At 60.6% G+C, this 26,187-nt stretch carries 26 protein-coding genes; 6 read left to right on the top strand and 20 right to left on the bottom strand.

Translation table 11 applies throughout. The features are described 5' to 3' along the window. Nucleotides 1-1,095: B12-binding domain-containing protein (locus Q8M73_11770; protein ID MDP2289228.1), on the top strand; the 1,095-nt coding region annotated here is incomplete at its 5' end. Between the two features lie 308 nt (nucleotides 1,096-1,403). Continuing rightward, nucleotides 1,404-3,677, top strand: a complete 2,274-nt coding sequence (locus Q8M73_11775; protein ID MDP2289229.1) for a CoA transferase — start codon at nucleotides 1,404-1,406, stop codon at nucleotides 3,675-3,677. Between the two features lie 76 nt (nucleotides 3,678-3,753). Here Q8M73_11775 and Q8M73_11780 read toward each other — a convergent pair whose 3' ends face one another. The 6 genes from Q8M73_11780 to Q8M73_11805 all read right to left on the bottom strand — a co-directional run bounded on the left by Q8M73_11780 (nucleotide 3,754) and on the right by Q8M73_11805 (nucleotide 9,726). Further along, a complete protein-coding gene (locus Q8M73_11780) occupies nucleotides 3,754-4,626 on the bottom strand; it encodes an SDR family oxidoreductase (protein ID MDP2289230.1) in 873 nt (290 codons plus the stop codon). A gap of 387 nt (nucleotides 4,627-5,013) precedes the next feature. Further along, nucleotides 5,014-5,685, bottom strand: a complete 672-nt coding sequence (locus tag Q8M73_11785; protein MDP2289231.1) for a nuclease-related domain-containing protein — start codon at nucleotides 5,683-5,685, stop codon at nucleotides 5,014-5,016. Nucleotides 5,686-6,069: 384 nt separating this feature from the next. Continuing rightward, nucleotides 6,070-7,017 carry an HNH endonuclease gene (locus tag Q8M73_11790; GenBank protein ID MDP2289232.1) on the bottom strand — a complete coding sequence of 316 codons (948 nt, stop codon included), beginning with the start codon at nucleotides 7,015-7,017 and terminating at the stop codon, nucleotides 6,070-6,072. 107 nt (nucleotides 7,018-7,124) lie between these two features. Further along, a complete protein-coding gene (locus Q8M73_11795; protein ID MDP2289233.1) occupies nucleotides 7,125-8,264 on the bottom strand; it encodes an amidohydrolase family protein in 1,140 nt (379 codons plus the stop codon). Between the two features lie 67 nt (nucleotides 8,265-8,331). Further along, the gene (locus tag Q8M73_11800; GenBank protein ID MDP2289234.1) at nucleotides 8,332-9,231 is read right to left on the bottom strand and encodes an SPFH domain-containing protein; all 900 of its coding nucleotides are present in this window, start codon (nucleotides 9,229-9,231) and stop codon (nucleotides 8,332-8,334) included. Nucleotides 9,232-9,279: 48 nt separating this feature from the next. After that, nucleotides 9,280-9,726, bottom strand: coding sequence for an NfeD family protein (locus tag Q8M73_11805; GenBank protein ID MDP2289235.1), 447 nt, complete (start codon nucleotides 9,724-9,726; stop codon nucleotides 9,280-9,282). 118 nt (nucleotides 9,727-9,844) lie between these two features. Between Q8M73_11805 and Q8M73_11810 the strand changes: the two genes are divergently transcribed. Further along, a complete protein-coding gene (locus tag Q8M73_11810) occupies nucleotides 9,845-10,162 on the top strand; it encodes a hypothetical protein (GenBank protein MDP2289236.1) in 318 nt (105 codons plus the stop codon). Between the two features lie 52 nt (nucleotides 10,163-10,214). Here Q8M73_11810 and upp read toward each other — a convergent pair whose 3' ends face one another. The 3 genes from upp to Q8M73_11825 form a co-directional block, all read right to left on the bottom strand. Further along, on the bottom strand, nucleotides 10,215-10,853 hold the full coding sequence (gene upp, locus Q8M73_11815; GenBank protein MDP2289237.1) for a uracil phosphoribosyltransferase: 639 nt from the start codon (nucleotides 10,851-10,853) through the stop codon (nucleotides 10,215-10,217). A gap of 17 nt (nucleotides 10,854-10,870) precedes the next feature. Further along, a complete protein-coding gene (locus Q8M73_11820) occupies nucleotides 10,871-11,311 on the bottom strand; it encodes a hypothetical protein (GenBank protein MDP2289238.1) in 441 nt (146 codons plus the stop codon). 111 nt (nucleotides 11,312-11,422) lie between these two features. Beyond that, complete coding sequence (locus tag Q8M73_11825; protein ID MDP2289239.1) at nucleotides 11,423-11,914, bottom strand: hypothetical protein; 492 nt, start codon at nucleotides 11,912-11,914, stop codon at nucleotides 11,423-11,425. A 132-nt stretch (nucleotides 11,915-12,046) separates the two neighbouring features. On the opposite strand from Q8M73_11825, the gene Q8M73_11830 reads away from it, so the two are divergent. Both Q8M73_11830 and sulP read left to right on the top strand, forming a co-directional pair. Further along, a complete protein-coding gene (locus tag Q8M73_11830) occupies nucleotides 12,047-12,745 on the top strand; it encodes a Pr6Pr family membrane protein (GenBank protein ID MDP2289240.1) in 699 nt (232 codons plus the stop codon). A gap of 29 nt (nucleotides 12,746-12,774) precedes the next feature. Continuing rightward, nucleotides 12,775-14,475, top strand: coding sequence for a sulfate permease (gene sulP / locus Q8M73_11835; protein MDP2289241.1), 1,701 nt, complete (start codon nucleotides 12,775-12,777; stop codon nucleotides 14,473-14,475). On the opposite strand, the gene Q8M73_11840 is transcribed toward sulP, so the two are convergent. Continuing rightward, nucleotides 14,472-14,681, bottom strand: coding sequence for a BldC family transcriptional regulator (locus tag Q8M73_11840; GenBank protein ID MDP2289242.1), 210 nt, complete (start codon nucleotides 14,679-14,681; stop codon nucleotides 14,472-14,474). The two genes, sulP and Q8M73_11840, sit on opposite strands and share 4 nt — an antisense overlap. A gap of 275 nt (nucleotides 14,682-14,956) precedes the next feature. Here Q8M73_11840 and Q8M73_11845 point away from each other — a divergent pair, with 275 nt between their 5' ends. Beyond that, nucleotides 14,957-15,184, top strand: coding sequence for a DUF3073 domain-containing protein (locus tag Q8M73_11845; GenBank protein MDP2289243.1), 228 nt, complete (start codon nucleotides 14,957-14,959; stop codon nucleotides 15,182-15,184). On the opposite strand, the gene purM is transcribed toward Q8M73_11845, so the two are convergent. The 10 genes from purM to Q8M73_11895 form a co-directional block, all read right to left on the bottom strand. Beyond that, nucleotides 15,185-16,276: a phosphoribosylformylglycinamidine cyclo-ligase gene (gene purM, locus Q8M73_11850; GenBank protein ID MDP2289244.1), complete on the bottom strand. Its 1,092-nt coding sequence runs from the start codon at nucleotides 16,274-16,276 to the stop codon at nucleotides 15,185-15,187. Beyond that, entirely contained in the window at nucleotides 16,273-17,808 is a 1,536-nt protein-coding gene (gene purF, locus Q8M73_11855) for an amidophosphoribosyltransferase (protein ID MDP2289245.1), read from the bottom strand. Before purF ends, purM begins: the two co-directional genes overlap by 4 nt. Nucleotides 17,809-17,825: 17 nt before the next feature. Further along, the gene (locus Q8M73_11860) at nucleotides 17,826-18,872 is read right to left on the bottom strand and encodes an ABC transporter ATP-binding protein (protein ID MDP2289246.1); all 1,047 of its coding nucleotides are present in this window, start codon (nucleotides 18,870-18,872) and stop codon (nucleotides 17,826-17,828) included. Further along, nucleotides 18,869-20,467 (bottom strand): iron ABC transporter permease, encoded by a 1,599-nt coding sequence (locus Q8M73_11865; GenBank protein MDP2289247.1) that lies wholly within the window; start codon nucleotides 20,465-20,467, stop codon nucleotides 18,869-18,871. Before Q8M73_11865 ends, Q8M73_11860 begins: the two co-directional genes overlap by 4 nt. Next, on the bottom strand, nucleotides 20,467-21,504 hold the full coding sequence (locus tag Q8M73_11870) for an iron ABC transporter substrate-binding protein (GenBank protein ID MDP2289248.1): 1,038 nt from the start codon (nucleotides 21,502-21,504) through the stop codon (nucleotides 20,467-20,469). Before Q8M73_11870 ends, Q8M73_11865 begins: the two co-directional genes overlap by 1 nt. Before the next feature lie 38 nt (nucleotides 21,505-21,542). Next, on the bottom strand, nucleotides 21,543-21,893 hold the full coding sequence (locus Q8M73_11875; protein MDP2289249.1) for a sterol carrier family protein: 351 nt from the start codon (nucleotides 21,891-21,893) through the stop codon (nucleotides 21,543-21,545). Continuing rightward, nucleotides 21,893-24,145, bottom strand: coding sequence for a phosphoribosylformylglycinamidine synthase subunit PurL (gene purL / locus Q8M73_11880; GenBank protein MDP2289250.1), 2,253 nt, complete (start codon nucleotides 24,143-24,145; stop codon nucleotides 21,893-21,895). Before purL ends, Q8M73_11875 begins: the two co-directional genes overlap by 1 nt. Then, a complete protein-coding gene (gene purQ, locus Q8M73_11885; protein MDP2289251.1) occupies nucleotides 24,142-24,813 on the bottom strand; it encodes a phosphoribosylformylglycinamidine synthase subunit PurQ in 672 nt (223 codons plus the stop codon). Before purQ ends, purL begins: the two co-directional genes overlap by 4 nt. 2 nt (nucleotides 24,814-24,815) lie before the next feature. After that, entirely contained in the window at nucleotides 24,816-25,067 is a 252-nt protein-coding gene (gene purS / locus Q8M73_11890) for a phosphoribosylformylglycinamidine synthase subunit PurS (GenBank protein MDP2289252.1), read from the bottom strand. Nucleotides 25,068-25,148: 81 nt separating this feature from the next. Next, nucleotides 25,149-26,132: a hypothetical protein gene (locus Q8M73_11895; protein ID MDP2289253.1), complete on the bottom strand. Its 984-nt coding sequence runs from the start codon at nucleotides 26,130-26,132 to the stop codon at nucleotides 25,149-25,151. Nucleotides 26,133-26,187 lie beyond the last annotated feature (55 nt).

Raw genomic sequence — 26,187 nt, forward strand, 5'->3', positions numbered from 1 at the left:
GAATCCGGCGCCTTGAATGCCACTGGAGACGCGATGACCCAAACATCTGTCACTGAGCAGAACCTGACGGACTACCTGGATGCTGCTCGCCGAGGTGCAAGGCTTGAGGCAATCGACATCGCCATCCAGATCCTCGAGGCAGGCATACCGGCAGAGATCATCATCACCGACCTGCTTGGCGCAGCCCAGGTGGCCATCGGTCTGGGCTGGCAGCGCAACGAGTGGTCCGTAGCACTCGAACATCGCGCATCAGGCATCACAGAGTCAGCGCTTCAGGCGGTCACTGACGCGGCAATGCGTCTGCCGGGAGCTCCCCGTGAGGGCTCGCTCGGCAGTGCTGTGGTCGCCTGCAGCGAGGGTGAGTGGCATGTGCTGCCAGCGCGCATGTCCACAGAGATCATGCGCCTTCGTGGTGCGGATCCGGTCTTCATCGGACCGTCGGTACCGGCGTCGGACCTGGCAGCGATGCTCGGTGAGCATCCACCCGCCGCCGTGGCCATCACCTGCTCCATGCCGATGTCGCTGGCAGGCACCTGGCGTTCGATCACTGCAGTGCGCGCACTCGGCATGACCGTCATCTGCGGTGGCCGCGGATTCGGTCCTGGCGGTATCTGGGGACTCGCTCTTGGCGCCGATGCCTGGGCACCGACCTTCACCGCGGGCGCCGACCTGATGCTTGAGGCCATTGATGCGCCGCGGCGCGAGCCTCGCGGCCCGGCCGGGTCTGCTGCCGCGATCGAGGAGATCCGCATCATCTCCCGTGATCGAGAGGCAATAGTCGAGGAGGCCACTGCAATGGCGCTGGCAGCCTGGCCTTACCTGCGCGAATCCGACGCTGCTGTTCGCGCCACGCGTGAGGACCTTGCCAACACGCTGAAGATGCTCAGTGCAGCCACGATCACTGGGGGTTCCTCGATTGTCACCGACTACGTGCGGTGGTTCGAGTCGGTGCTAAGTGCCAGGAGCCTGCCGGTGTCCTACTGCAGTACGGCGTTCGACCTTCTGGAGCGCGTGCTGCCTGAGCAGCTGCAGATCACGCGAGCGATGACCGCACACGGCCTGGGCAGTTGCACTGCGGCGCCGATGCCGCTTTAGACATGCGCAGGACGATCCGGTGCGAATTGTCGAAAGCCTCTTCAGCATCATCTTGAAATCCGGCTACCGTCATGAGCCCGACACGATGTACGCACTTGGCATTCAATCCACCCGCGGACTAAGGCGTGCGTGAGTGGCCAGTTATTGCCCGAGTACCGGTTATCGCTCTGAACATGATGGTGCGGCGCCGTTCCCTTGCGGATGTGTGAAGTCATCCATACGAGCAATCCCCTTGCCATTTCACCTCGCGTGCTGTTAGTTGCTTCGAATGAGCATCGTTCGCACGCACGTCACAGGACAAAGCACACGTGGCTGAACCGCAGTCGTCATCCAACAAATCTGCGCTACCACTTCTTGGCGTGCGGGTGCTCGAAGTCAGCTACTCACGTCCGGCTCGCATTGCCGGCCAGTTGCTGGCCGATCTCGGCGCAGATGTCGTCCGGCTCGTCTTGGACGGATCATCGCGCCCTCGCACGACCGAGCCCGGCGACATCAGTTGGGATAGGGGCAAGCGGGTTCTGAATGTGCCAAGCGACTATGCCGCTGTCCACGTGCACGAATCAGACATCCTCATTGTCGACGAGTCACCATCGAAGCTTGCGGCACTTGGGCTTGCAGCAGCCCAGCTCAATCCGAAAGACAAGAGCTTCGTGCACGTCTGGGTTCCTCCTTATGGTCCCGAAGGCGAGTGGGCCGAACTTGCTGAAGACCCGCTGCTTGTTGCAGCAGCGGGAGGGGTAGCGGGTCAATACGCAGGAGCCCCCAACGGCCCAATAGCTCCGGTGGTGTCCAACACGACACAAGTGCACGGCGGTCTTGCGGCAGCGGCGGCGCTTGCCGGACTGCATGGATTGGAGCGCACCGGATACGGGTACAGCGCAACAGTCAGTGGGCTCCATGCTGCGTCATCCGTCCTGACCGCGATGACCTTCAACACCCTCGATCAGCCCACCATTCGCCGTTCCGGCGGCGGGCGGGCGCCGAACTTTCGCTCCTATCAAGGCAGTGACAAGCAATGGTTCTATCTCGCTGCTCTCACGCCAGATCTCGTGCTGCGCACTCTTGATGCCCTCGACCGGCTGGATCTTTACGCACTGCCAGAAGTTGAAGGCGACTTCTACAAGATGATGTCAAGCGCCGAGGCTCTGGCGAAAGTCAACGCCGCCCTGGAGGAACACTTCGCCGCGCAACCGAGCACCCACTGGATCAATCTGCTGTCTGAGCACGGGCTGGCCGCCGCTCCAGTGACCAGCCGCGAAGCATGGATTGAGAGCGACATTGTCGCTGCAAACGGTGGCTTCGTGTTCGACGAGGACGCGCACGTTGGCGATGTGTGCATGCCATCTACCCCAGTCATCATCGATGGAGTCGCCCCACTTCCGGGACGTCTTCCCATCGCAGCTGATCTGCCCAACTCTCCCGAACCCCTGTGGCAAGGAGGTCGCGCACTTCGCCCAGCCGCCACAGGCGACTACTTGATGCCGCTCGCGGGGATCAAAGTCATTGACGCAGCGTCATTCATCGCCGGCCCCTTTGTGTCGTCAGTCCTTGCCGAGTACGGCGCTGACGTCATACGGGTGGAGCCGCCCACAGGGGACACCTACCGAGCCTTCCCGATTCAGTTTCTGTCCATCAACCGCTACAAGCGTGGATTGGCCTTGGACGTGCCAAGCCCTGCAGGCGCCCAAACCTTGCTCGACCTTCTGCGCGAGACGGACATCCTCGTAGAGAACCTGCGCCCAGCACGGATGGAACGAATCGGTCTGGGTGACGATGCACTCCGACAGGCGAACGATCAGCTCATCCATGTGGGCGTCTCGGCCTACGGACTTGCCGAAGCCTGGGCGGACTCCCCCGGATTCGATCCCATATTCCAAGCCAGGAGCGGCATGACCATTGCTCAAGGCGGCGATGGCTACCCCACTGACTCCGGTGTCCCAACCGTTGACACTGCGACCGGGATCCTGGGTGCCGTGGGCGCCCTGGCAAGTCTGCATCGAAGGCTGCAACACTCAGTCGGATCAGACGTCGGGACCTCATTGGCGCTAGCAGTGACCTTCCTGCAGTTCAGCGAATTCACCACCTACAAAGACAGCCCGGCACCTGCCGTTGGCAGGGCCGACTATCGCGGCCCCAGCGACTTCCATCGGCTCTACGCATGCGAGGACTGCTGGATCGCGATCAACGCTGACACTGACGACAAACGCAAGGCACTTCTCAAAGTGATGAACGCGACAGATTCCGACCAACTCGAGTCGTTGCTCCGAACGAAGACCAGCGAACAAGTACTTGCAGTGCTGTCAGGGATTGGCCTAGACGCCGTCCGGGCCTTGTCGTGGGAATCGTCTTTTACCGACCAGTTCGCTCTTGCAAACAATCTGACCTACACCGTTCACCACAAGCAATTTGGACGAGCTGCGATCGTCCGCGGCTACTCAGACTGGTCGACAACCCAGGGTCGACGCCCTGCTGCATCATTTGAGATCGGTGAGGAATCGCTGACGATTCTCGCTGAGGCTGGTCTTTCAGAGCAGCGCGTCGGAGAACTTCTCAATGCAGGAGTTGTCACGACGCCGTCTTGACTCTGGGCAACTTAGACAGAACGGGCAGCACGGAGTTGTCACACAAGCGTCAAGTCCTTCAGTGCCAAGCTCAGACTCAGCGAGCGTCGGCATCGTCAACTCGCATCACCATGCGATTGGCAGTGTCCTCGAAGAGCCACGGCACCTGGTCTGCTAGTTCACTCTGGGTCCAACGCGAAGCTGCGAACACCATGCGATTCTCGACCGGGTCCTGCCACGTTGCGATGCGGTCAGCGTCGACGGTGAAAATCTGACCGTTCAGCGGCTCCGATGCCTGCGACATCAGGTAGACGGCCATCGGCGCGATGTCCTCTGGCCCTCCCTTCATGACCATGTTCGACGCTTCTGTCATGCGCGTGTTGGCGATCGGCGCAATGGCGTTGCAGCGGAACGCGCCGCCCTCCCCCGCCATGGCAACACTCTTCATCAGCGCCACAACGCCTGCCTTCGCAGCGCGGTAGTTGGCGCGCACCGGATCTCCTTGGAGGTATCCGGAGGAGATCGCGACCATCGAGACCGGCCTCGCTGAAGCGACTGCCTGCTCCGCTGCGGCTCGGAACACGGTGAAGTGTCCTTTGAGGTGTGTATCAACCACGAAGGAGAAGTCGTCCTCGGACATCTCCAAGAACGGTCGGTGGCGCAACACGCCCGCGCAGCAGACCACGCCATCAAGGCCACCGAAGGCCTCTACAGCAGATCGAACGATTGCTTGCGCGCCTGCCATCGACGTGACTGATTCACTGACAGCAATCGCGGAACCGCCCAGTTGCTCGATCTCACGAACCACGGCGGACGCGACCTCGGACTTCGGCGAAGTTCCATCGAGTCCAACGCCGTAGTCAGCAACCACGACATTGGCGCCCTCCGTCGCAGAGTGCAAAGCAATAGCGCGTCCGATACCGCGACCTGCTCCCGTGATGGCGACGGTCTTGCCCTCAAGTGCTCCCACGCGGGCGCCTCCTTCTGTGTCAGGGCAATTGTCCGGATGAAGGATCAGGGCGTCCACCCATGCGCCAACTCTCAGCAGAGCCGCGCACGCCAGGTTGAGGTGAGACGTTGGTTTCAAGCTGGACTACTGCATGGGGATTCCTCCTGGTCACACCACCACCCCAGAACCGATGCTAGCGATCGAATCGTATTGGCACTCTCGATGCCCACAGGATTCAGAACACATCACTCATGCTGACGAAAGACAGGCGTTCCAAGCGATTGAACGACGGAACGTTGAAGGGTCGACCCCGTCCTCGCCCACAGCCACGCGGCGCCCACGCAGCAACAATTTCGCATGTAGACGGGCACATAAGCGTTTGTGCTGAAATCAGTGGGCCAATCCCAGTCAAGCTGAAGGAAGGGCCTCAGCCAATTGGGCGTATATGGAACGCCGATCACTCTCACCGAGTAGACCTTTCGCAGAGCGAAGCTTGCGACCCATCTCTCTCGATCCTCGGATTTCGACGCCTCTGACATGCAGGGTTCCCAACAGGGGAAGGTTTGCGTCGACGAAGCACAAAGTACCTTTGACGTTGATCTTCAAGGATCGATCAATGGAGGCCAACGCAGACTCAACCGCTTCCAGTTGCCGTCGCATCGAGTCCAGTAAATTGGTCCGGTTGCGCCCGCCAATCCACAAATTCTCAGTCCGGGCAGTGAACAAGCCGCCAGACCTGCGCACTTCGACCTTGGCTCCCTTGAAGTACTTAATGTCAATTACGTGGATGCCCTCTGCAGTTACAGCCAGCATGTCGATATCGCCATTTCGTAGGCCAGGCCCAAGCCGACGATTGAGGAGAAAGAGGACGCTTTCTCCGCAACGCCCGAGAATGCGCTCGGCCGCCTTGCGCTCGCCCTCGGCGCCAACTCGAAGCGACTGAGTTGTTGCCGGCTCTCCGGAAATGGCTAGAAGTAATCCGCCCACCCTCGGAAATCGCTCTTTTACCGTCGCCTCTCGCTTAGCCGCACGACGGTCGGCCTCGCGGCGAAGGGAAGCGCCTGCATCAGAGGCCGTCACGGGCTTGCTTGCAGGACTCGCATCGAGATCAGTTTCTGGTTCTGGCCTCGACTCCGCAGTAATAGGCGATGCAGCTCCAAGCTCAGGCTGCGAGTTGTGCGCTGCGGCCGCCGAGCTATCCAATGGAGCGAGATCCAAGCACTGCTCGCATACGACGACTCGCTTGACGCGGTCCCAACCAGCTCGTGTTCCCACTGGCAGTGAACAACCGCACGAACACACGCCATCCTTGCGCAAACGCATTACCTTCACTCTGGGTCGATTCCCGTCTTCAACGGACGCTTCAGACACTTCGCCGCCTTCCCTCATCTTTTGAGGGGTATCGGCTCAATGCCTTGTCCGCAAGGCATTCCCGGGATACCTGGGAGCCGATCGCGCGAATGTTTAAGCAGCTTGAAATACGTGCTCTCGGTGGTATTCCAAGTACTTCAACTGAGCGGGGCGGAAAGGCTCGGTGACGAAGTCAGGATCCATACGAATCTTTTGCATGTCGTCGCGAGGCAGGTGCTGCGAGATGATCAATTGACTCTGCTGGTCAAATGTCACAAACCCTCGATCAAAGAGGCGATCGTAGGTGGGAGTCAGCATCAACCCATTGAATCGATCCAGTCGCTCCTCATTCGTCTGACATCGATGCCAAGGCTGTATATGGCTGGCCACGAGAAGTTGCGGATTTGAAACCCCAGTGAACCGACAAGACGGCTCAACGAAGGACACACCCTCGCGGAAACGACCCTGCCCACGGCGAGCGGCGATAAGTGCAGTCCGGTCTGTTTCCTCGATTGGAGCCCGCTTGAGGAATTGCTCAAGCTTGTCCTCGCCGATCCGACGAAGGTCAAGGTCATTTCGCTGCAAAGTGCGGCCAAATTCATAATCAACAGCAGACTCAACCTTGCTCAAGATCACATGAGCGAAAGCTTCCGGAATCTCAAACAAATACGCGGTAAGGCTGTTGCCGTTCTCTTGGATCGGGGAGTACTTTTCCGGCCGCAACGGCAGCAACTCATTCAGGAAATCTTTAGGTCGCACTCGCTCTGACTTTGCGAGTTCTTTGAAGTCGACTTCTACTCGCCAACCCAAGTCCGCCCACACTGCGCCGGCGCTACCAAATTCCTGAGGCTTCGGTGACTCGAAAGCAGTGCTAACAGCAATCCCGACCGCTCGGATTTGCGAACCTGCGTACGACAGGACAACGTCTCCAGGATCAACCATGGTCATGTTGAGGTAGTACTGACTGCGTCCGCCATTGTTGTTCGTCTTGGGCGACCACATATAACCGCCCGGAACTTCACTCCGGTACGTCTGCCCTTGATTCACCCACCAGTACCGCACGAACGAAAGCTACTCAGCGAAAGCGCCAAGCGCTAGCGATCAACTATAAGTGAGCCCCAGCACTAAAGATCCAGGCTGGGGCTCACTTTGTCGTTCGAAGGTAACTTCTACGAACTGCGCGGGAAGTTGTAGAGCTTGCGCGCATTCCACTCAGTGATCTTCTGGGCCTCGTCATCAGGCACATCAGTCATCGTCGCCTCCAGCAGCTTGCGCGTGTGCGGCCAGTTGCTGTCTGAGTGCGGGTAGTCGCTTTCGAACATGATGTTGTCAACACCGATGAGATCGCGATTGCGGATACCGGCCTCATCAACGATGAAGCATCCGTAGACGTGATCCTTGAACAAGTCAGAGGGCTTCACTTCCCGGTTCACGTCGTTGTACCAGCGGTGGCGATCCCACACGTAGTCGATGCGCTCAAGCATGTAGGGCATCCAGCCAACGCCGCCTTCAGACAGTGCCATCTTCACGCCGGGGAACTTGTGGAATACCGGGCTGAGCAACAACTCAGCCAGCGCGCTTGCCGAGTTCAAGCCAAACAATGAGATGCCGACGGTGAAGTTGCTCGAACGGCCCTCATCTGAGATCAAGGGGAATCCGCCACTGCCGAAGTGGAGCGAGAGCGGGAGGTTTGCCTCTTGGCAGGCAGCCAGGACTGGGTCCCAGTGCGTGGTGTGCCAGGAGGGCAGACCAATGCGGTCTGGCAGCTCTGGGAAGGTGATGCTCTTGGCGCCCTTGGCAGCCGTCCGGTTGATCTCCTTGACCGTTCCTTCAACATCCCAGTACGGCACCATCATCAGCGGAATCTGCCGGTCCGGATACGGCGCGCACCACTCGTCGATGATGAAGTCGTTGTACGCCTGAATCACGAGCTCGGCGAGCTTGAAGTCCTTTGACTGCGCAAGCGCGCTGCCGGCGAAACCGGCAAAGGTCGGGAAGCACAACTGGGCATGCACGCCCTCGATGTCCATGTCCTTGATGCGCTCATCTATTGCGTAGCAGCCTTGCAGCATGTCGGAGTAGCTGCGCGGCTCCTGACCGAACTCCTTGTGGGGCTTGCCGGCAACCGCATTGGTCGCGAAGTTCGACGCCTTCTCGCCTTCATAGATCCACCAATCAGCACCCTCGATGTTCTCGATGCGAGGAGCGACGTCGGCGTATTTGGCGGGGAGGCGATCCAGGAACACCCGGGGGTGCTCGACCACGTGATCGTCGACGGAAACTATCTGGGTGTCTGCTGGCAGGGCCATGTGGAACCTCCGGAATATCGCCTAGCGAGGGTCAGGCTTGATGCTCACCAGCCAAGCACAAATATCCCTACGAAGGCGTCGAATCTCCATTTGGCTGGGTGGGCTTGGCGGCTGCTGAGCCTGAGTTTGGAGTGAAGGCCTCGCCGAGCAGGCCGATGGCCTTGGAAAGCTCCGCCGGAAGCACCCAGACCTTGCTGGCCGTGCCATTGGCAATGGCTGGGAGGATCTGGAGGTATTGGTATGCCAGCACCGTCTGGTCGACACCGGCTTCGTGAATCATCGTCACGACCGTGTTGAGTGCCTGCGCCTCACCTTCGGCTCGCAGAATCGCTGCCTGCTTGTCACCTTCGGCCCGCAGGACCGCTGCCTGCTGCGCGCCTTCGGCGCTGAGAATCGCGCTGCCCTTCTCGCCTTCAGCGGTCAAGATCACTGCCCGACGTTCACGCTCGGCGCGCATTTGCTTTTCCATGGCCTCTTGAACCGACGCTGGCGGATCAATCGCCTTGAGCTCCACGCGATTGACGCGGATACCCCATTGGCCGGTGGCCTCATCGAGCACGGCGCGTAGTCGGCTGTTGATCTCATCGCGCGAGGTCAGCGTTGCTTCCAGATCCAGGGAACCGATGACGTTACGCAAAGTGGTCACGGTGAGCTGCTCGATACCCATGAGTGGGTTGGCCATCTCGTACGCGGCCTTCTGGGGATCAGTCACTGTGAAGTAGATGACGCTGTCGATGGACACCACCAGATTGTCCTGAGTGATCACAGGTTGCGGAGGAAACGAGACAACCTGCTCGCGCATATCGATCTTCTGGTGAACGCGATCAACAAAAGGCACCAGCAGCGACAGCCCGGGAGTCATCGTCCGGTTGTAGCGACCAAGGCGTTCAATGATCTGGGTTGTGCCCTGTCCGACAATGCGGATCGATCTGAACACCGTGATGAGCACGAAGATCGCAAAGAGCATGCCGATAACACCGCCGACTACTGGTACTGCATCCACGAGGTCTTCTCTCTAAGAATTGTTGAACGGCTGGACAAGTGCAGTTGCGCCGTCAATGCGCGTGACGATCACATCGACATCGCTTGGAATTGGATCCGTGAGCGGGCCTTCCCTGTCGACTCGGGCAGACCATGATTGCCCGTTCAAGCGGATGAGCCCGGCTTCGACAGTGGTGATTTCAGTAGTGCGAGCACGCGAGCCAGGAATGGCATCAACATTTGTTTTGAACTCTTTGGCCAAGCCCAGTCGCCTCTGCATCGCTGGCCGTACGCCGAGCAGACCCAGAAGGGCCACGGCAGCGAAGATCAGAATCTGCAGCCACACGGGGGCGCCGAACAACGAGGCTGCTCCCCCGCTGGCTGCGGCGATTGCAAGGATCAAGAAGGTGAGATCGGAGATCAGTACTTCAAGGATCACCGCCACGAGCGCGATCACCGACCAGATCATTAGTGCAGCCATAGTTGATGGTACCTGCGCATGAGTTTCTCGCATTCATGTTGCGACGCGTCTGCGACCGGAAGCCGAGGCTTCCGACACGAAAGGGGCATAACCTCAAATTGAAGGAGAGGTGAGCACGATGGCTCTACCAGAACCAGCACCAGACTCGAGTTTCGATGATCCGAATCCATTGGCGAACTTGGGAACTCCAGCAGAGATGCGCTCAGTCAATCCCGTCACTGCTGAAGATGAGGCTTTGCGCGCGGAAGACATACCGAAGGCTCCGATTGAACCCAAGCGCGAACGGCGCCACGGAATCGCAGGGCTCAGGGATTCCGTCGCCTACGTCTTTCAGTGGACGACCCTCAGCGTGTGGGGCACAGCTGAACTCACCCGAGATAAGGACCCAATTGAGCAACTCAAGCGCCGATTTGGTCGCAAGCCGCGCAAGTACTGAATCAGGTCCGCGCAGAATCTCAGCCGGTGGCTAACCGTTAGCCAGTCACCTGTTAGACAACGCCATACAGCCGATCGCCCGCATCGCCAAGGCCAGGCACGATATAGCCGTGCTCATTGAGATGGTCGTCGAGAGCAGCGGTGACGATGGTGACTTCAACATCGCTATCAGCGAAGGTCTCCTCAACGTGCTTCAGCCCCTCGGGTGCTGCCAGCAAACAGATGGCAGTGACATCGCGCGCGCCGCGGGCGAGAAGTAGATCAATCGCTGCGACCAGAGTGCCGCCGGTTGCCAGCATTGGATCCAGAACGAACACCTGGCGATTGTGAAGATCGGGCGGAAGCCGATCGGCATAGGTCGTGGCCTCAAGAGTGGCTTCATTGCGAACCATGCCCAAGAAACCAACTTCAGCAGTCGGCATCAACTTCATCATCCCGCTCAACATCCCCAGCCCAGCTCGCAGGATCGGTACGACCACTGGTCGCGGATCGGCTAGCTCAACGCCCTGCATCGGCGCAACTGGCGTGACGATCTCTACCGGGTGAACAAGGAGTGAGCGCGAGGCCTCGTAGGTCAGCAGGGTCACCAGTTCTTCGGCGAGCAGTCGGAAGGTGACTGAGGAAGTGTCCTGATCGCGAAGCTTCGTGAGTTTGTGAGCAACGAGTGGGTGATCGATAACCATGGTCCGCATAGAACTGAGAGTAGTGCTCAATTCGTCGTACATGCTGCGGCGTAAAGGGTCGAATTGATTGCGGCGTCGTCAGGTATTTGTGCTGGCTTCTTTGGATTCCAGGTGCCACACACCGTCATCCGATCAGCGATGGCCCACTTTCCATCAACACGCTGGGCAACTTCATGGTCGGCCAGGTCATGTCCTTGCCCATCGCCGACCACAATCTGCGCCACCGCCCAGTCATCTGCGCACTCCACGCTCGACACAGATTGCAGAGCCAGTCCCGTTGATTCGGTGGCTTCAGTGGATGCATAGAACGATTGAATGGCAGCAGTGATTGCCGTCTGATCGCAGGCTGAGGTCGAGATCGGGGTGACGGAGGACTCCTGCCCCGCCGGTTCCTGGGCGCAACTGGACAACAGGATCGCTGCGGAGATCAGGCAGAAAGCGAGCGACGAAGACTTGGTCCTACTCATGCGCGACCTCCATTGGATACAGGTTCAGCATGCCGGACAAAGCAGTTGGGGCCGGTCAATGACCGGCCCCAACTGGAGTTGCTGTGATTGCTTCGGTGATTACTGCTGTGTTTACTGCGACGGCAACTGCCCCATCATGCCGCCAGATTGCTGGCCGGGCATGCCGGGGAATTGCGGCATGGTTCCCTGCTGACCTTGTGGGTAGCTCTGAGAACCGCCTTGCTGTTGATCCATCATCCCGCCCGGACCCTGACCCATGCCTGGGCCAAATCGTCCGCCCTGACCGTCTTGTCCGCGCTGCCCATGCTGCTTGCCAAAGTGCTCTTGCATTTGAGCCATCCGAGCCGGACGCATGCCACCGTCGTCATTTGAGTGCGTGCCAATTGCGTAGCCCACGATGCCTGCGGCAGCGATGAGAAACACAACGAGCGCGCCGGCGCCGGCAGCCAGGAGCACCTTTGTGGTCGAGTGACCCGATGGCTGATCCACGACAACCGGTGCGGGCGCAGCCGTTGCGGGCGGTGCGACGCTTGCTGCCGGTGCTGGTTGGACCGGTGGAAGTTCAGATGTTGCGTCAGTAGGGGCTTCTTCGTTATCGGGCATGACCGCTCCTTCTTTGGCTCGCATCATGCGAGGAGTAACGCTGACTTTCCCAAACTTGTGTCAGAAAGTAGTGGGAAGAATGTTTGGGTTCGGTGAATGTCTTTAGCGGCTGCGCTGCCTAGGCTGCGCTTCATGTCTGAAATCGAAGTGACCACAGGGGCCGTCAAGCATCGCTGGCTCTTTGGGCTCAACGCCTTGCTCGCATTCCTCGGACTTGCCATCGCGCTTCTTCTGAATGTAATTGATTCCTACCCCAACACCAATGCTGTGCCAACCCTCTTCGGTTTCAACGAGTCTGGATCTGCCGGCATCGTCGGCCGTGCGATCGACTACTTCAGCTACTTCACAATCTGGAGCAACATCGTTGTTGTGATTGTTGCAACGCTGTTGTGGATCAATCCCTTGCGCCGCTCTGGAGTCTTCCGAGTGCTGCGGATGGACTCGCTGATCATGATCACCGTCACGGGCTTGATCTTCGCGATCGTTCTCGCGCCGGAGGTGCAACTTGAGGGCTGGCAGTACGTGTCCAACACTCTGGAGCACTACATCACTCCAGTGCTGACGGTGCTCGTCTTTCTCCTGATCGGCCCGCGAGGACTCTTCCGCCTTGCAACGGTGTTCCTCGCCTTGATCATCCCTTTCATCTGGGTGACCTACACCCTTGTACGCGGGGCAATCATTGACTCCTACCCGTACGGCTTCATCGATGTTGGTGCGCATGGCTACGGAACAGTCACCATCAATCTGCTCGGCGTCGTGATCTTCGGAATCCTTCTGGGATTCGTCTTCCTAGCAATCGACAAGCTCATCGGAATGCGCGCACGCCACTAGTTCAGGCGCGTCGGAACTAACGTGACCTTGTGAGCAGTCATGACTCGTCCTCTGCACGGGTCATGACTGGATTCACCAACCTGCGGCATTACGAGCGCGGACATGTGCGCGGTGATCTTGTTGGTGGCATCACCGTGCTGGCCTATCTCGTGCCACAGGTCATGGCCTACTCGACTCTGGCTGGCATCCCCGCCCAAGTCGGCCTCTGGGTCGTCGTGCTTGCCCTGGTCGCATACTTCTTCGTTGGCACATCTCGCCTGCTCAGCGCCGGCCCCGAATCCACGACCGCTTTGCTCACCGCAGCAACCCTTGCCCCATTCGCCGTCGGCGACCCGGCGCGATACGCGGCCCTGGCTGCGCTGCTGGCTCTCATGTGCGGGCTGTTCGCGCTGGCCGCGTGGGTGCTGCGACTTGGCTTCATCGGCGATGCGCTCTCAAAGCCAATACTCGTGGGCTACATGGCCGGCGTGGCCGTCATCATGATGATGAGTCAGCTCGGCAAGGTGACGGGCTTGGATGTCAGCGGCGATTCGTTCATCACTGATCTGCAGTCATTCATTCAGAGCGCGCGCGACGACACCGTCTCATGGCCAAGCCTTGCAATGGGTGTGAGCGTTGCTGCATTGCTGATCGTCTTCAGCCGTCGTTTTCCGCGCTTCCCCGTTGCACTTGTCGTCATTACCGGCTCGGCAGTCATCACTTCCGTCTTCGATCTGCAGGACCGCGGCGTCCAAACTGTGGGTCCCGTTGCGCAAGGCATTCCCTCGATGACCTTCGGCGGCATTTCTGCAGATGACGTGCGCATGCTGCTGATCCCCGCGCTTGGCATCTTCGTCGTCGCGTATGCCGACAACCTGCTGACAGGTCGAATGTTCGGTGATCGGCATCATCACCACATCAATCCCAATCAGGAACTGCTGGCTTTGGGAGCCACGAACATTGTCGCAGGGCTAGCCCATGGCTTCCCGGTCAGTTCCAGCGCGAGCCGAGCCAGTCTGGGTGACGCTGCCGGGGCTCGCACTCAGTTGTATTCACTCGTTGCAGCACTCGGTGCGCTTGTGGTGCTGCTTGGATTCGGTGGGCTGCTCGCAAGCTTTCCGCTGCCGGCGCTCGGCGGGCTTGTCGTGTACGCGGCGACAAAGCTCATCGACATCCCGGAGTTCAAGCGGCTGTTCAAGTTCCGTCACCGAGAGTTCTACCTGGCCGTAGTCGCCACGGCTGCCGTGCTGCTCTTTGACATTCTCTGGGGAGTGCTCTTCGCAGTGGCGCTATCGATTTTCGAGTTGTTGACGCGCGTGGCGCGTCCGCATGCGGCGGTGCTCGGGCAGCCGGCAGGCCTGGCCGGCTGGCATGACATCACGGACTACCCGGACGCGCACCAGATCCCTGGCTTGCTGGTGTTCCGCTACGACTCACCGCTGTTCTTTGCCAATGCCGATGACTTCGCGAGCAGGTGCGAAGCGGCAATTGAATCGGCGGCGCCAAAGCCGCGCTGGCTCCTGCTGAATATGGAGGCCAATGTGGAGGTCGACATCACAGGGCTGGATGCCCTGGAGCGAGTGCGCAATCACTGCGAGAACTCCGGCATTCGCTTGTGCCTGGTGCGGGTGACGTCAGAGATCGAGGCAGAACTGATGCTGCATGGGGTCGGCGGGCGCATTGGTCGGGAGCACATGTTCCCGACCCTGCCAACGGCAGTTGCCGCCTTTGAAAGCGAAGAAGGAGCTTAGGCGCCGTTCACTGCCAGCGGGCCCTGAACTTCCAGAAGAGCCTGGACCTCAGTGGCCCGATAGCGGCGGTGTCCGCCGAGGGTGCGGATGCTGGTCAACTTGCCAGCCTTCGCCCATCGGGTCACCGTCTTGGGATCGACCCGAAAGAGGGCTGCGACCTCTGATGGAGTGAGCAGTTGCTCGATATCCGCTCCGCGACCAGTCACGAGAACCTCCTGTCGGCCCGGCAAAGTGCCTGACGTGGGACGTACTGTGACATTCGCCACGCACCTCGGCAAGCACTTTGGGAGGATTTATTCGGTAAATATTCATCACGTGGCACTTTCTGCGCCATTCGTGAGGGAATCGTCCACAAAACAGAACCCATTGCATCTGACCACGGCTGCGAACAGGTACGCTACTCACCGCAGCAGGGGAAGCATCCCGCTGCACTTTTTCCGTCCAATGAGCCGGGGCAGATCCCGGATGAGGGGGTCGAGCCATGGGGCGCGGCCGAGCTAAGGCTAAGCAAACGAAGGTTGCCCGTGCCCTGAAATATGGGGGCCCGCAGACCGATTTTGACCGTCTCCAGGCTGAACTTGCCGGAGGCGAGGTGACGGCTGCCTATGTCGCCGAGATCACCGTAGAAGAAGTCGAAGAGGACCAGGACGAAGACCCCTACGCGAAGTACTACGAACAGGACGACGAAGACGAGGCTGACGAGCGCTGATCAGCGCCGGTAGGACCCTCGCAGCGTCACTGCACCACCCTTGCCGCCCTTGGCTTCAGCATCGCCTTGCTCTGCGTCCTGGCGAACCCGCACTTCACCACAGACCCAGGCGGTCAGGCCGCGTGAGTGCAGCAGGGCAAGTGCCGCGTCGACTTCATCAGGGCTCACAATCGCGACCATGCCAACGCCCATGTTGAAGGTGCGCTCAGCTTCAAGTTGCGCGACATTGCCTGTGCGCTGAATCAGCTCGAAGATTGCAAGCGGCTGCCAGCTGGGTCGTTGGATGTCAGCTGCAAGATCGATGGGCAGTACGCGAGCGATGTTTGCCGCGAGACCGCCACCGGTGACATGGCTGAAGGCGTGCACCTGAACACTCTTCATCAAGGCAAGGCAGTCCAGGGCGTACACGGCCGTCGGCTCGAGCATCTCCTCGCCGACAGTGCGGCCAAGTTCAGCAATGTGCGCGTGCAGGCCAGGCCCAGAATCACCGAGCAGCACGTAGCGCGCAAGCGAATAGCCGTTGGAGTGCAAGCCCGAAGCGCCAAGAGCGATGACGACATCGCCAGCAAGCACGCGATGCGGTCCAAGCAGCTCATCGGCTTCAACGACTCCGGTACCGGCGCCTGCAACGTCGTACTCGTCAGGGGCCATCAGCCCCGGATGCTCAGCAGTCTCGCCACCAAGCAAGGCACATCCGGCCAGCTGACAGCCGCGAGCGATACCCGAGACGACTGCAGCAATGCGCTCTGGTTGCACGGACCCGGTGGCGATGTAGTCCGTCATGAACAGCGGCTCAGCGCCACAGACGACCAAATCATCAACGACCATGGCAACGAGATCAATGCCAATGGTGTTGTGGATGCCCATGGCTCGAGCCACTGCGATCTTGGTGCCGACACCGTCTGTGGAAGTTGCGAGCAAAGGCTTGCGGTACTTAATCAATGCGCTGGCATCAAAGAGCCCGGCGAATCCGCCGAAGTCGCCGAAAGTCTCTGGGCGTTGTGCAGCGCTGACTGACGCGCGCATCAATTCGACCGCACGATCACCGGCTTCAACATCTACTCCGGCGGCGGCGTATGAGGCACCGGTCATACCGGCTCGGCCTCGAATGTCACGGCCAAAGTGCCCTGCGCCTCGGCAGCCTTCACGACTCGACGCTCGATGCCGTCCATCACCTGCTTGCTCACGACCTCTGGGTCTGGGATCTGCACGGGGTACACGCCATCGAAACAAGCGCGACAGAGCCGATCGGCCGGGATTGTGGTGGCCTCAGTGAGCGCCTCCAAGGAGACATAGCCAAGAGAGTCGGCGCCGATGGAGTTGCAGATCTCGCTGACCGACAGTCCGGTAGCGATGAGCTCAGCACGAGTGGCGAAGTCGATGCCGTAGAAGCACGGCCATTTCACTGGCGGACTGGAGATGCGCACGTGGATTTCCAGCGCGCCAGCTTCACGAAGCATGCGCACGAGTGCCCGTTGGGTATTGCCGCGCACGATGGAATCGTCCACGACGATCAGGCGCTTGCCTGCGATGACGTCGCGCAGTGGGTTCAACTTCAGTCTGATACCCAACTGGCGAATGGTCTGAGAAGGCTGGATGAAGGTGCGTCCGACATAGGCATTCTTGACCAGGCCCTCGGCGAATGGGATGCCTGATTCCTGCGCATAGCCGATAGCCGCATAGCGACCAGATTCTGGAACGGGAATCACCAGATCGGCTTCAACTGGGAACTCATTTGCAAGACGGCGGCCGATCTCCACGCGTGCCGCCTGCACACCGCGTCCAGCAATGGTCGTGTCGGGTCGAGCGAGGTAGACGTACTCGAACAGGCAGCCCTTGGGATCAGCCTTCGCGAAATGCTGCGATCGCAGGCCTTGCCCGTCGATGGTGATCAACTCACCTGGTTCGACCTCGCGGATGAAGGAGGCGCCGACAATGTCCAGGGCTGCAGTCTCACTTGCCAGCACCCAGCCACGTTCGAGGCGACCCAGCACGAGCGGACGAATGCCCTGCGGATCGCGAGCGCCGTAGAGGGCATCGTCATCCATGAACACCAGCGAGAAGGCACCACGAACATTGGGCAGCTCAAGGCGAGCTGCCTCTTCAATGCTGAGATCAGGATGCGCTGCGATCAACCCAGTGAGCACATCGGTGTCGCTGGTCATCGTGATCTGGCTGTCGAACTGCAGCTCACCGGAATCCTTGGACAGCTCGCGAAGTCGTACCCGCAGTTCAGGAGTGTTGGTGATATTTCCGTTGTGCCCCAAGGCAATGTGGCCAGTGGCAGTTGATCGAAATGTTGGCTGTGCGTTTTCCCAGATGCTGGCACCGGTGGTGGAGTAGCGCGTGTGACCAATGGCAACGTGACCGCGCAATGACTCAAGGCTGGCTTCATTGAACACCTGTGAGACCAGGCCCATGTCCTTGTAGACCACGATGTTGCCGCCATCGCTGACGGCTATGCCGGCAGATTCCTGTCCGCGATGCTGCAGCGCGTACAGCCCGAAGTAAGTCAGTTTTGCGACTTCGTCGCCAGGAGCCCAGACACCGAACACGCCACAGGCGTCCTGTGGGCCTTTCTCACCTGGAAGCAGATCGTGGGATAAGAGCCCGTCGCCTCGCACGCCGTCAGCCTACGCGACTATGCGCTGGCAAATATGCGACCCGCTCCGCGAACGGTCAGCACAACATCGTCGCCTGCCGCATATCGCTCACGGCCCAGGACCCGCACGACGGCAAGCAGTCCATCGGCCAACTCAAGGTGCACCATCGAGTCATGCCCGCGGTATCGAGCGCTCACCACCCGGGCTCGACCGGGCGCACCAGAGGCGGAATCCGCGGCGCTCAGTTCGATCTGCTCAGGCCGCAACACAAGAATGCCGTTCTGCGTGGTGTCGCTGGGATTCGCCAGTGCGACGTAGCCCAGAGCGCACTGAACACCAGCAGCATCAACACGCCGCGCAGGCAATTCGATGACCTCACCGACAAAACGAGCGGTGGCAAGGTCGACTGGAGCGTTGTACAGCTCCCAAGGGCTGGCGGCCTGCACCACTGTCCCGGCATCAATGAAGGCGACTTGGTCGGCCAGCGCCAGCGCTTCCTGCTGGTCGTGAGTGACCAGGATTGCCGTGGTTCGCAGTTCAGCCAGCACCCCGCAGACCTCCTCAGAGATGCGGGTTCGCATGCCTGCGTCCAGGGCCGAGAAGGGCTCATCGAGCAGCACCACATCAGGGCGTGGGGCGAGTGCTCGCGCAAGGGCGATTCGTTGAGCCTGGCCACCGGAGAGTTCATGCGGCCTGCGCTTCTGGAATCCCTGCATCCCCACGCTGGTCAAGACCTCCTCGACCCGGGCGGCGGTATCTGCCTGACCGCGCAGGCCGAATGCGACGTTTCCGGCGACGTCCAGGTGCGGAAACAAGGCGCCTTCCTGCGGCACGATGCCGACCCGGCGGCTCTCCGGGGGAATCCAGGAGCCGGGGCCGGCGACCACTCGCTCACCAAATGACACCGAGCCGCTCATCGGTCGCAGGAATCCCGCAAGGGTGCGCAGCAAGGTGGTCTTGCCCGAACCGCTGGCCCCCAGCACAGCGGTCAGGCGCCCTGAGGGCGCGTCCAAATCCAGACCATTGAGTACAGCTTGGGAGGAGGAGTAGCCCACGACGAGGGCGTCCACCAGCACCCGGGTCACAAATCCACCGTACCGTTGACTTGCATGCGAGCGTATGGTCCCGCCAAGTCAGCAGGTGCACCAGAAAGCGCAGGGCTGCTTCGGCGCTGAGTTGCCCACGTCAGCAGCCATGCCGGCACCGCAGCGAGCACGATGAGAGCCAAGGCGTAGGGCGCCGAGGCACCGTAGGCAGCGATCTCGGTTCGACTCCACAGCTCGGTCGCCAGCGTGTCGAATCCCGTCGGCCGCAGCATGAGCGTGGCTGGCAGCTCCTTCATTGCTGTGAGGCAGACCAGCAGGCCACCCGCCGCAACCATCGGAGTCACCAGCCGCAGAGTCGTGCTGGACCAGGCCGCCAGCGGCGAGCGGCCCAGGGTTCGGGCTGTCTGCTCCAGGGCCGGCGGCACTGCAGCGACCGAAGTGCGCCAGGCTCCGATCGATTTCGGCAGGAACAAGATGACGTAAGCCAGAACCAGGGCAGCCAGTGACTGGTAGATGCCGGGCACGACAAGAAGAGTGAAGTAGACCAACGACAGACCAACGACCACGCCGGGCAAGGCGTGACCTGTGTAGGACAACGCCTCAAGCACGCGGACGCTGCGCGCCCGAGACCGAGCGGCAAGCACGCCTATCGGCAGAGCCAGCAGCACCACAGCTATCGCGCCCAAGGTCGACACACCAAAGGTATTGAGAGTTGCCTGCGCGAGTTCACCCCAGTCAAGCGGGCGGCGACTGCCTTCGATCAAGCGTCTCACCAGCGACACCACAGGAATGACGATGGCGGCAATGACAACCACGCTCAGACCCGCGATGACCGCGAGTGTCTGCAGCCTTGTCAGGACGAGGACTGCTGCCCGCCTGCTTGTTCCGCTGCCCACTCGCCAGCGTGAGGTCCGGCCGCGCACACGTCGCTCAGCCAGGATGAGCAGCAATGCCAGTGCCACCAGCACCACAGCCAGCACTGCTGCTGTCGTGCGATCAAAGCTTCCTCGATAGGAGGCATAGATCACGCGCGTGAAGGCGTCGACACGAAACAGTGCGACGGCCCCAAAGTCGGAGAGCACATAGAGCCCGACAAGCAGGGCACCAGCTGCAGTAGCCGGCCATGCCTGGGGCATCGACGCGGACCAGAAAGTCCCCCACGGGCCACGTCCCAAGGTACGGGCCACCTCTTCAAGGCCTGCATCGCAATTCCGGAAGGCCACGGTCGTCGGGATGATCACGTACGGCATCGATACGAGAGTCAGCACCAGGGCAGCCGCCCAGAACCCCGACATTCCTGGAAATTCGGCAAGCCAGGCATACGCCGCCACATAGGAGGGGATGGCAAGCGGCAGAGCAAGCAGCACTGTCCAAGCCGCGGCCCACGGCACCTTCATCCGTGCCAGCGCCCAGGCCACGGGCACTCCGATCGCCACGCACAAGAGGATCACTGTGGCTGCCAGCGCCACACTCGTGACTGCCGTCTCAAGAGTGCGCATACGCACGAGTGCAGACCAGACCTTCACCGGTCCGGCATCAACCACGCGCACAAGCAGGTACGCCAGTGGCGTCACTGCGATGAGAGCAGTGACGCCACTGAGCGCGAGCAGCGAGCGGGAGACACGCGCATGCATCACAAGAGGCCTACCTCCTGCAGCATCTCAAGGGTTCCTGGCAGGTCGGCCAGTTCGGACAGCGCAGCGTCCGGGCCACGCAGCGAATCCAGACTCGGAATCCCATCAACGGCTGCCACCCCCGGGATGAGCGGGTACTCAAAAGTGTTCTCCACGAACCACTGCTGGGTCGCATCAGAGAGCAACCAGGCAACGAATGCATCGGCATCAGCATTGCCCGCGGCCGACTTCAGGATGCCAACGCCAGCGACATTGACCAAGGTGCCGGGGTCACCTGGCGCAGTGAAGGCGACCTTGGCGCGCATGGCATCCGCGCCAACTTCGGCAGCCTTCTCATACCAGTAGTAGTGATTGACGAGTCCGAGTTGAATCTGTCCTGAATCCACTGCATCCAGGATCAGTCCGTTCTTCTCGAAGATCTGTGCGTCGTTGGCAACCAGGCCCTCGAGCCAGGCCTTGGTCTTCTTGTCTCCCTGGCTCACGCGCATTGCAGTGACAAAGGACTGGAACGACGCATTCGTCGGTGCGATCCCCACCTGCCCGGCCCACTTCTTGTCCGTGAGTTCGAAGACGGAAGTCGGCACATCTGCATCCTGCACCTGCTGGGGGTCATAGGCGATCACCCGCGCGCGACCGGTCACGCCAGTCCAGTTGCCGCTGGGGGCCCGGTAGTTCTCAGGCACGAGCGTTGCGACATTTGATGGGAGTGCAGTGAGCAGTCCTTCTGCATCGACAACGCCCAAGGCTCCGGCATCCTGTGCGAAGAAGACCTGCGCTGGCGATGCATCGCCCTCTTCAACCAATTGCGCAGCCAACTCAGCTGTGTCGCCGTAACGCGCGTTGATGGGGATACCGGTCTGCTCAGTGAACATCGCAAACAGCGGTCCGACGAGTTCCTCGCTGCGTCCCGAGTAGACCGTGATCCCTGAGGAGCCCTCAGTTGCCGTGGCGGTGGCTTCGGGCTCGGCTGTGGAACTGCATGCAGCAAGGGCCAGGGATGCAACGGCCAGGGCCGCAACTGCGCGTAAGCGCTTCATAGGACTGCCTTTCTGAAAGGGAATGAAGTTAGGGCACCCTAACCTAAGTTAAGCGCCAATGGAAGCCAGGGGGTCAGGTCGGATCGCTCCCCGCTGGCAAGCACCCTTCCCTCATTGCGTGCCTGCTCCCACGTGATGCGTCCCGCGCACAGCAACAGCCAGGTGGTCGCATCCGTCTCGACAACAGCCGGCGGTGTTCCTCGACGATGCCTGGCGCCAGGGATGGCCTGCACTGCAGCAAAGGGCGGGATCCTGATCTCGACGCTGTGCCCTGGGGCAAGCTCGACAAGAGCCGCCAGGGAGTCCTTCACGGCTTGCTTGAGCATCGCACGATCCGTTGGCTGGCCAGCATCCATCGCAAGGAGTGCGGAGGCGATGGCATCCGACATCAGGCGAAGAGCGCGGGGATCGTGCGCGTGTGGGCCTCGCGCAGTTCTTCGAGCCCGATGGTGAAGTGCCCGCTGAATTCAAGGGAATCCCCTGCAGTCACCAATCCGATCTCGGTCACCGGGAGTCCCAGGTGCGAGCAGTAGTCGATGAATGCTCCCGCGAGGAGCCCGCTGGCGGCAACGACCGCGCGCGCGGCCGACTCACTGAACAGGAACACAAATGGGTCGACGTCTTCAGGGATGCGAATCCGTGCACCAAGCCGTGAATGCAGTGCCATCTCCACGAGCACCTGAGCAATGCCGCCGTCAGAAACATCATGCGCGGCAACGATCATCTGCTCACTTGAAGCCGTGACAAGTACTTCACCGAGCAGGCGCTCAAGCTCAAGGTCAACCTTGGGAGGCATTCCGCCGAGGTGATCATGCACGTGATTGGCCCACTCGCTACCGGCGAATTCGTCGAAGGTGTCACCGAGCAGAAAGATCCGCTCGTCCTTGTTCGCCCACGCGATCGGGGTGCGCAAATCAACGTTCTGAATCACGCCGAGCACACCCACAACTGGAGTTGGCAGGATCGCAACATCGCCGGTCTGGTTGTAGAAGGAGACATTGCCGCCCGTGACCGGGATGCCCAGTTGCAGGCAGCCATCGGCCAGACCTCGCGTTGCCTCAGCGAACTGCCACATCACGTCGGGATCCTCAGGAGACCCGAAGTTCAGACAGTTGGTGACGGCCAATGGGACAGCGCCGGAAGCCACGACATTGCGGTAGGACTCGGCAAGCGCCAATTGGGTGCCGGTGTAGGGATCCAGCTTTGTGAAGCGCCCATTGCAGTCCGTTGAAATCGCAACGCCGAGACCTGAGTGCTCATCGATGCGGATCATGCCGACATCTTCGGGCTGCGCGAGCACCGTGTTGCCCAGCACGTAGCGGTCGTACTGCGATGTGATCCATTCCTTGGAGCAAAGATTGGGCGAAGCCACCATCGTCAGAAGAGTCTCGCGCAGGGCTGCTGGAGTCGAAGGCCGCGCAAGATGCTCTGGACCGTCGGCCTGCAAAGCGTCCTGCCAGACAGGGCGAGCGTAGGGACGGTCGTAGACCGGGCCTTCGTGCGCAACTGTCCGCGGCGGCACATCGACGATCTGCTCGCCATGCCACTCGACCGTGAGTCGGCCAGTTCCGGTGACCTCCCCGATCACCACCGCTTCGATTTCCCATTTGTGAATCAGAAGCATGAAGGCATCCAGATTCTCCGGAGCCACAACCGCGCACATGCGCTCCTGCGACTCGCTCATCAGAATCTCTTCAGGGGTGAGCGTGGCGTCACGCAGCAGAACACGATCCAGCCACACATGCATGCCGCCATCGCCATTGGATGCGAGTTCACTTGTGGCACAGGAGATTCCCGCGCCACCAAGATCCTGAATGCCCTCAACGAGTCCGGCGTGCAGCACCTCAAGAGTGGCCTCAATCAGCAGCTTCTCCATGAAGGGATCACCCACCTGAACGCTCGGGCGCTTGGTCGGTCCGCCTTCGCTGAACGTCTCTGACGCCAGTACCGAAACTCCGCCGATGCCATCGCCACCTGTGCGAGCGCCATACAGCACGACGAGATTGCCGATGCCTTTGGCGCTGGCCAGGTGGATGTCCTCATGACGCATGGCGCCGATACACAGGGCATTGACCAGTGGGTTGCCCAGATAGGTGGAGTCGAACACGACCTCGCCGCCAATATTTGGCAAGCCCAGGCAGTTGCCGTAGCCACCGATGCCAGAGATCACACCGGGCAGCACGCGTCGAGTGTCAGCGGCGTCGGCCGGACCAAAGCGCAGGGGATCCATCACCGCGAGGGGGCGGGCGCCCATCGAGATGATGTCGCGCACGATTCCGCCCACGCCGGTGGCCGCGCCTTGATAGGGCTCGACATAGGACGGGTGATTGTGACTTTCAACTTTGAAGGTGACCGCCCAGCCCTGACCAATGTCGACAACGCCGGCGTTCTCGCCAATACCGACGAGCAGCTTGTCGGTCTCTGGCTTCTTCTCACCGAACTGACGCAGATGCACCTTGCTGGATTTGTACGAGCAGTGCTCGCTCCACATCACGGAGTACATCGCCAGTTCGCTGCTTGTTGGGCGCCGCTTGAGAATGTCGCGAATCCGTTGGTATTCATCAGCTTTCAAGCCAAGTTCAGCAAAGGGCTGCTGCCGATCTGGTGACTGCTCAGCATGCTGAACGGTGTCGACGCTCATGCGTTCACCATCGAAGTCAGGATGCTGGTGAAGAAGCCGAGACCATCAAGACTCGGACCGGTCAGGAGTTCAACCGCGTGCTCCGGGTGTGGCATGAGACCCACGACGTTGCCGCGCGCATTGCGAATGCCAGCGATGTCGCGGCGGCTGCCATTGGGGTTGTGTCCGAGGTAGCGCACCACAACCCTGCCCTCTGCCTCGAGTTCATCAAGGGTGTGCTCATCTGCGACGAAGCAGCCCTCACCATTCTTCAATGGCACGACAATCTCCTGGCCTTTGGAGTAACTGCTGGTCCAAGCTGACGTGGCGTCTTCGATAAGCAGGCCCTGATCGCGGCAGATGAAATGCAGATGGTCGTTGCGGGTCAGTGCACCAGGAAGCAGGTGCGACTCGCACAGCACCTGAAAGCCATTGCAGATACCCAGCACCGGCAGTCCGCCGTTGGCGGCGTCGACCAGCGTTGACATCACTGGAGCAAAACGGGCGATGGCGCCGCAGCGCAGATAATCGCCATAGGAGAAGCCGCCAGGCAGCACGACCGCGTCAACGTTCTTCAGGTCAGCGTCACCATGCCACAAAGGGACCGGATCCCCGCCGGCGATCCGGATTGCCCGCGAAGCATCGGCGTCATCGAGTGAGCCAGGGAATGTGACAACTCCAATGCGCATTCCTACTGCGCCTCATCTACGACGAGGATGAAGTCTTCGATCACCGGATTGCACAGCAACTCCCCGGCAATGGCGTGCAGTTGCTCGCGCAGTTCCACGGTGACTTCACCGTCGATCTCGATCACAAACTGCTTGCCCTGACGGACATCGGTCACGCCGACCACGCCGAGGCGACCTAGGGCCCCCTGCACTGCGCGACCTTGCGGGTCCAGAATTTCGGGCTTGAGCATGACGTCTACGACGACGCGGGCCACTGGCACTCCTGAGGCTTGGGGGACGTGACCCACAGCCTACTGACCGCCGAGCAGGCACCAGAACGTGACGAGGGTCGCCGCTCAAGTGCCGTTCCTGCCACCGGCGGGGGGAACGGTCACCGGCACGCTCTCGTCGTACTGGACTCCAGGAATCGTGCTGTCAGTGTCATAGGCCTTGCGGGCGTACTTGCGCACCGCCTCGTAGTAGACGTGAGCGCCGGGAGGGACATAGGTGTCCAGGTCGACTGCACCCCAGCCGACCCCGCTCAGGTAACGCTTCAGGCTCACGCCTGGATCGCACAACTTGTACTGGTTGGCCGTGACCATTCCCGGCTTGAGCTGCTGTTGGCACAGCGTGGCCATGTCCCAGAACAACTGGTTGTCGATCCACTCACGCGACAGCGTTCGGTAGTTGAACACTCGATCGGCAACGGGATCACGCGCCGTCACGCCCGAGTACCCGGCATCGTGGGCGTCGCAGGCCGACTTGAAGACCACCCTGACGCCGCCGAAGGACTGCGCATTGAGCACGGAGCTCTGCAGTTTGCCCAGAGTCGGACCCCACTGCTGGCCGCCACAGCCATTCGCCACCGGCGCGATAGGAACCTCAAGAGCCAGCCAAGTGCAGGCCTTTGACTCCTGAGGGCTCGGCGCAGACGCCTTGCCGCTCGCATCGACCGCGATGGCACAGACCGAGAACGGCCCTGAGGTCTCGGCGGACGTCGGAGCGACCGGATCCATGTGCCACGACTGGGTTGACCCGTTGGCGGGCACCAATTCCATTGGGCCCACGGTCCGGACCATCGTGCCACCGGAGTACAGCACAAACGTGAGCCTGGACTCTCCGCTGTCGTCCTTCAACTGATACTTCAAGTCGAAGCCCTGCCCGATCGGCACATAGACAGGCACAGTGTTCTGTATCCATGCGGCGGGCGACAGCAGCACCACAGGCGGCTCGTTGTCGGTGCCGGCCTGCGCTGTCTGGGTTGCCGTCATGGCCGCAATAGCAATGGCTGCAGCGACCATCACAGCCGCAGCCCTATGTCGACCATGATTCACCTTCATGGCACTGCCTCCACTTAGAGGCTAGCCCGACTGCCGCGAGGCGTGCAGTGGCGAA

Source organism: Actinomycetota bacterium (genome assembly GCA_030684515.1).
GTDB lineage: Bacteria > Actinomycetota > Actinomycetes > S36-B12 > S36-B12 > UBA11398.

Coding starts and splice junctions, on each gene's coding strand:
- Q8M73_11820 (MDP2289238.1), bottom strand. CDS start 11,311: ATGAGTAGGACCAAGTCTTCGTCGCTCGCTTTCTGCCTGATCTCCGCA.
- Q8M73_11870 (MDP2289248.1), bottom strand. CDS start 21,504: ATGAAGCGCTTACGCGCAGTTGCGGCCCTGGCCGTTGCATCCCTGGCC.
- Q8M73_11875 (MDP2289249.1), bottom strand. CDS start 21,893: ATGTCGGATGCCATCGCCTCCGCACTCCTTGCGATGGATGCTGGCCAG.
- purQ (MDP2289251.1), bottom strand. CDS start 24,813: ATGCGCATTGGAGTTGTCACATTCCCTGGCTCACTCGATGACGCCGAT.
- Q8M73_11825 (MDP2289239.1), bottom strand. CDS start 11,914: ATGCCCGATAACGAAGAAGCCCCTACTGACGCAACATCTGAACTTCCA.
- Q8M73_11865 (MDP2289247.1), bottom strand. CDS start 20,467: ATGCATGCGCGTGTCTCCCGCTCGCTGCTCGCGCTCAGTGGCGTCACT.
- upp (MDP2289237.1), bottom strand. CDS start 10,853: ATGCGGACCATGGTTATCGATCACCCACTCGTTGCTCACAAACTCACG.
- Q8M73_11810 (MDP2289236.1), top strand. CDS start 9,845: ATGGCTCTACCAGAACCAGCACCAGACTCGAGTTTCGATGATCCGAAT.
- purL (MDP2289250.1), bottom strand. CDS start 24,145: ATGAGCGTCGACACCGTTCAGCATGCTGAGCAGTCACCAGATCGGCAG.
- Q8M73_11895 (MDP2289253.1), bottom strand. CDS start 26,132: ATGAAGGTGAATCATGGTCGACATAGGGCTGCGGCTGTGATGGTCGCT.
- Q8M73_11830 (MDP2289240.1), top strand. CDS start 12,047: ATGTCTGAAATCGAAGTGACCACAGGGGCCGTCAAGCATCGCTGGCTC.
- Q8M73_11800 (MDP2289234.1), bottom strand. CDS start 9,231: ATGCTCTTTGCGATCTTCGTGCTCATCACGGTGTTCAGATCGATCCGC.
- Q8M73_11805 (MDP2289235.1), bottom strand. CDS start 9,726: ATGGCTGCACTAATGATCTGGTCGGTGATCGCGCTCGTGGCGGTGATC.
- purM (MDP2289244.1), bottom strand. CDS start 16,276: ATGACCGGTGCCTCATACGCCGCCGCCGGAGTAGATGTTGAAGCCGGT.
- Q8M73_11845 (MDP2289243.1), top strand. CDS start 14,957: ATGGGGCGCGGCCGAGCTAAGGCTAAGCAAACGAAGGTTGCCCGTGCC.
- Q8M73_11795 (MDP2289233.1), bottom strand. CDS start 8,264: ATGGCCCTGCCAGCAGACACCCAGATAGTTTCCGTCGACGATCACGTG.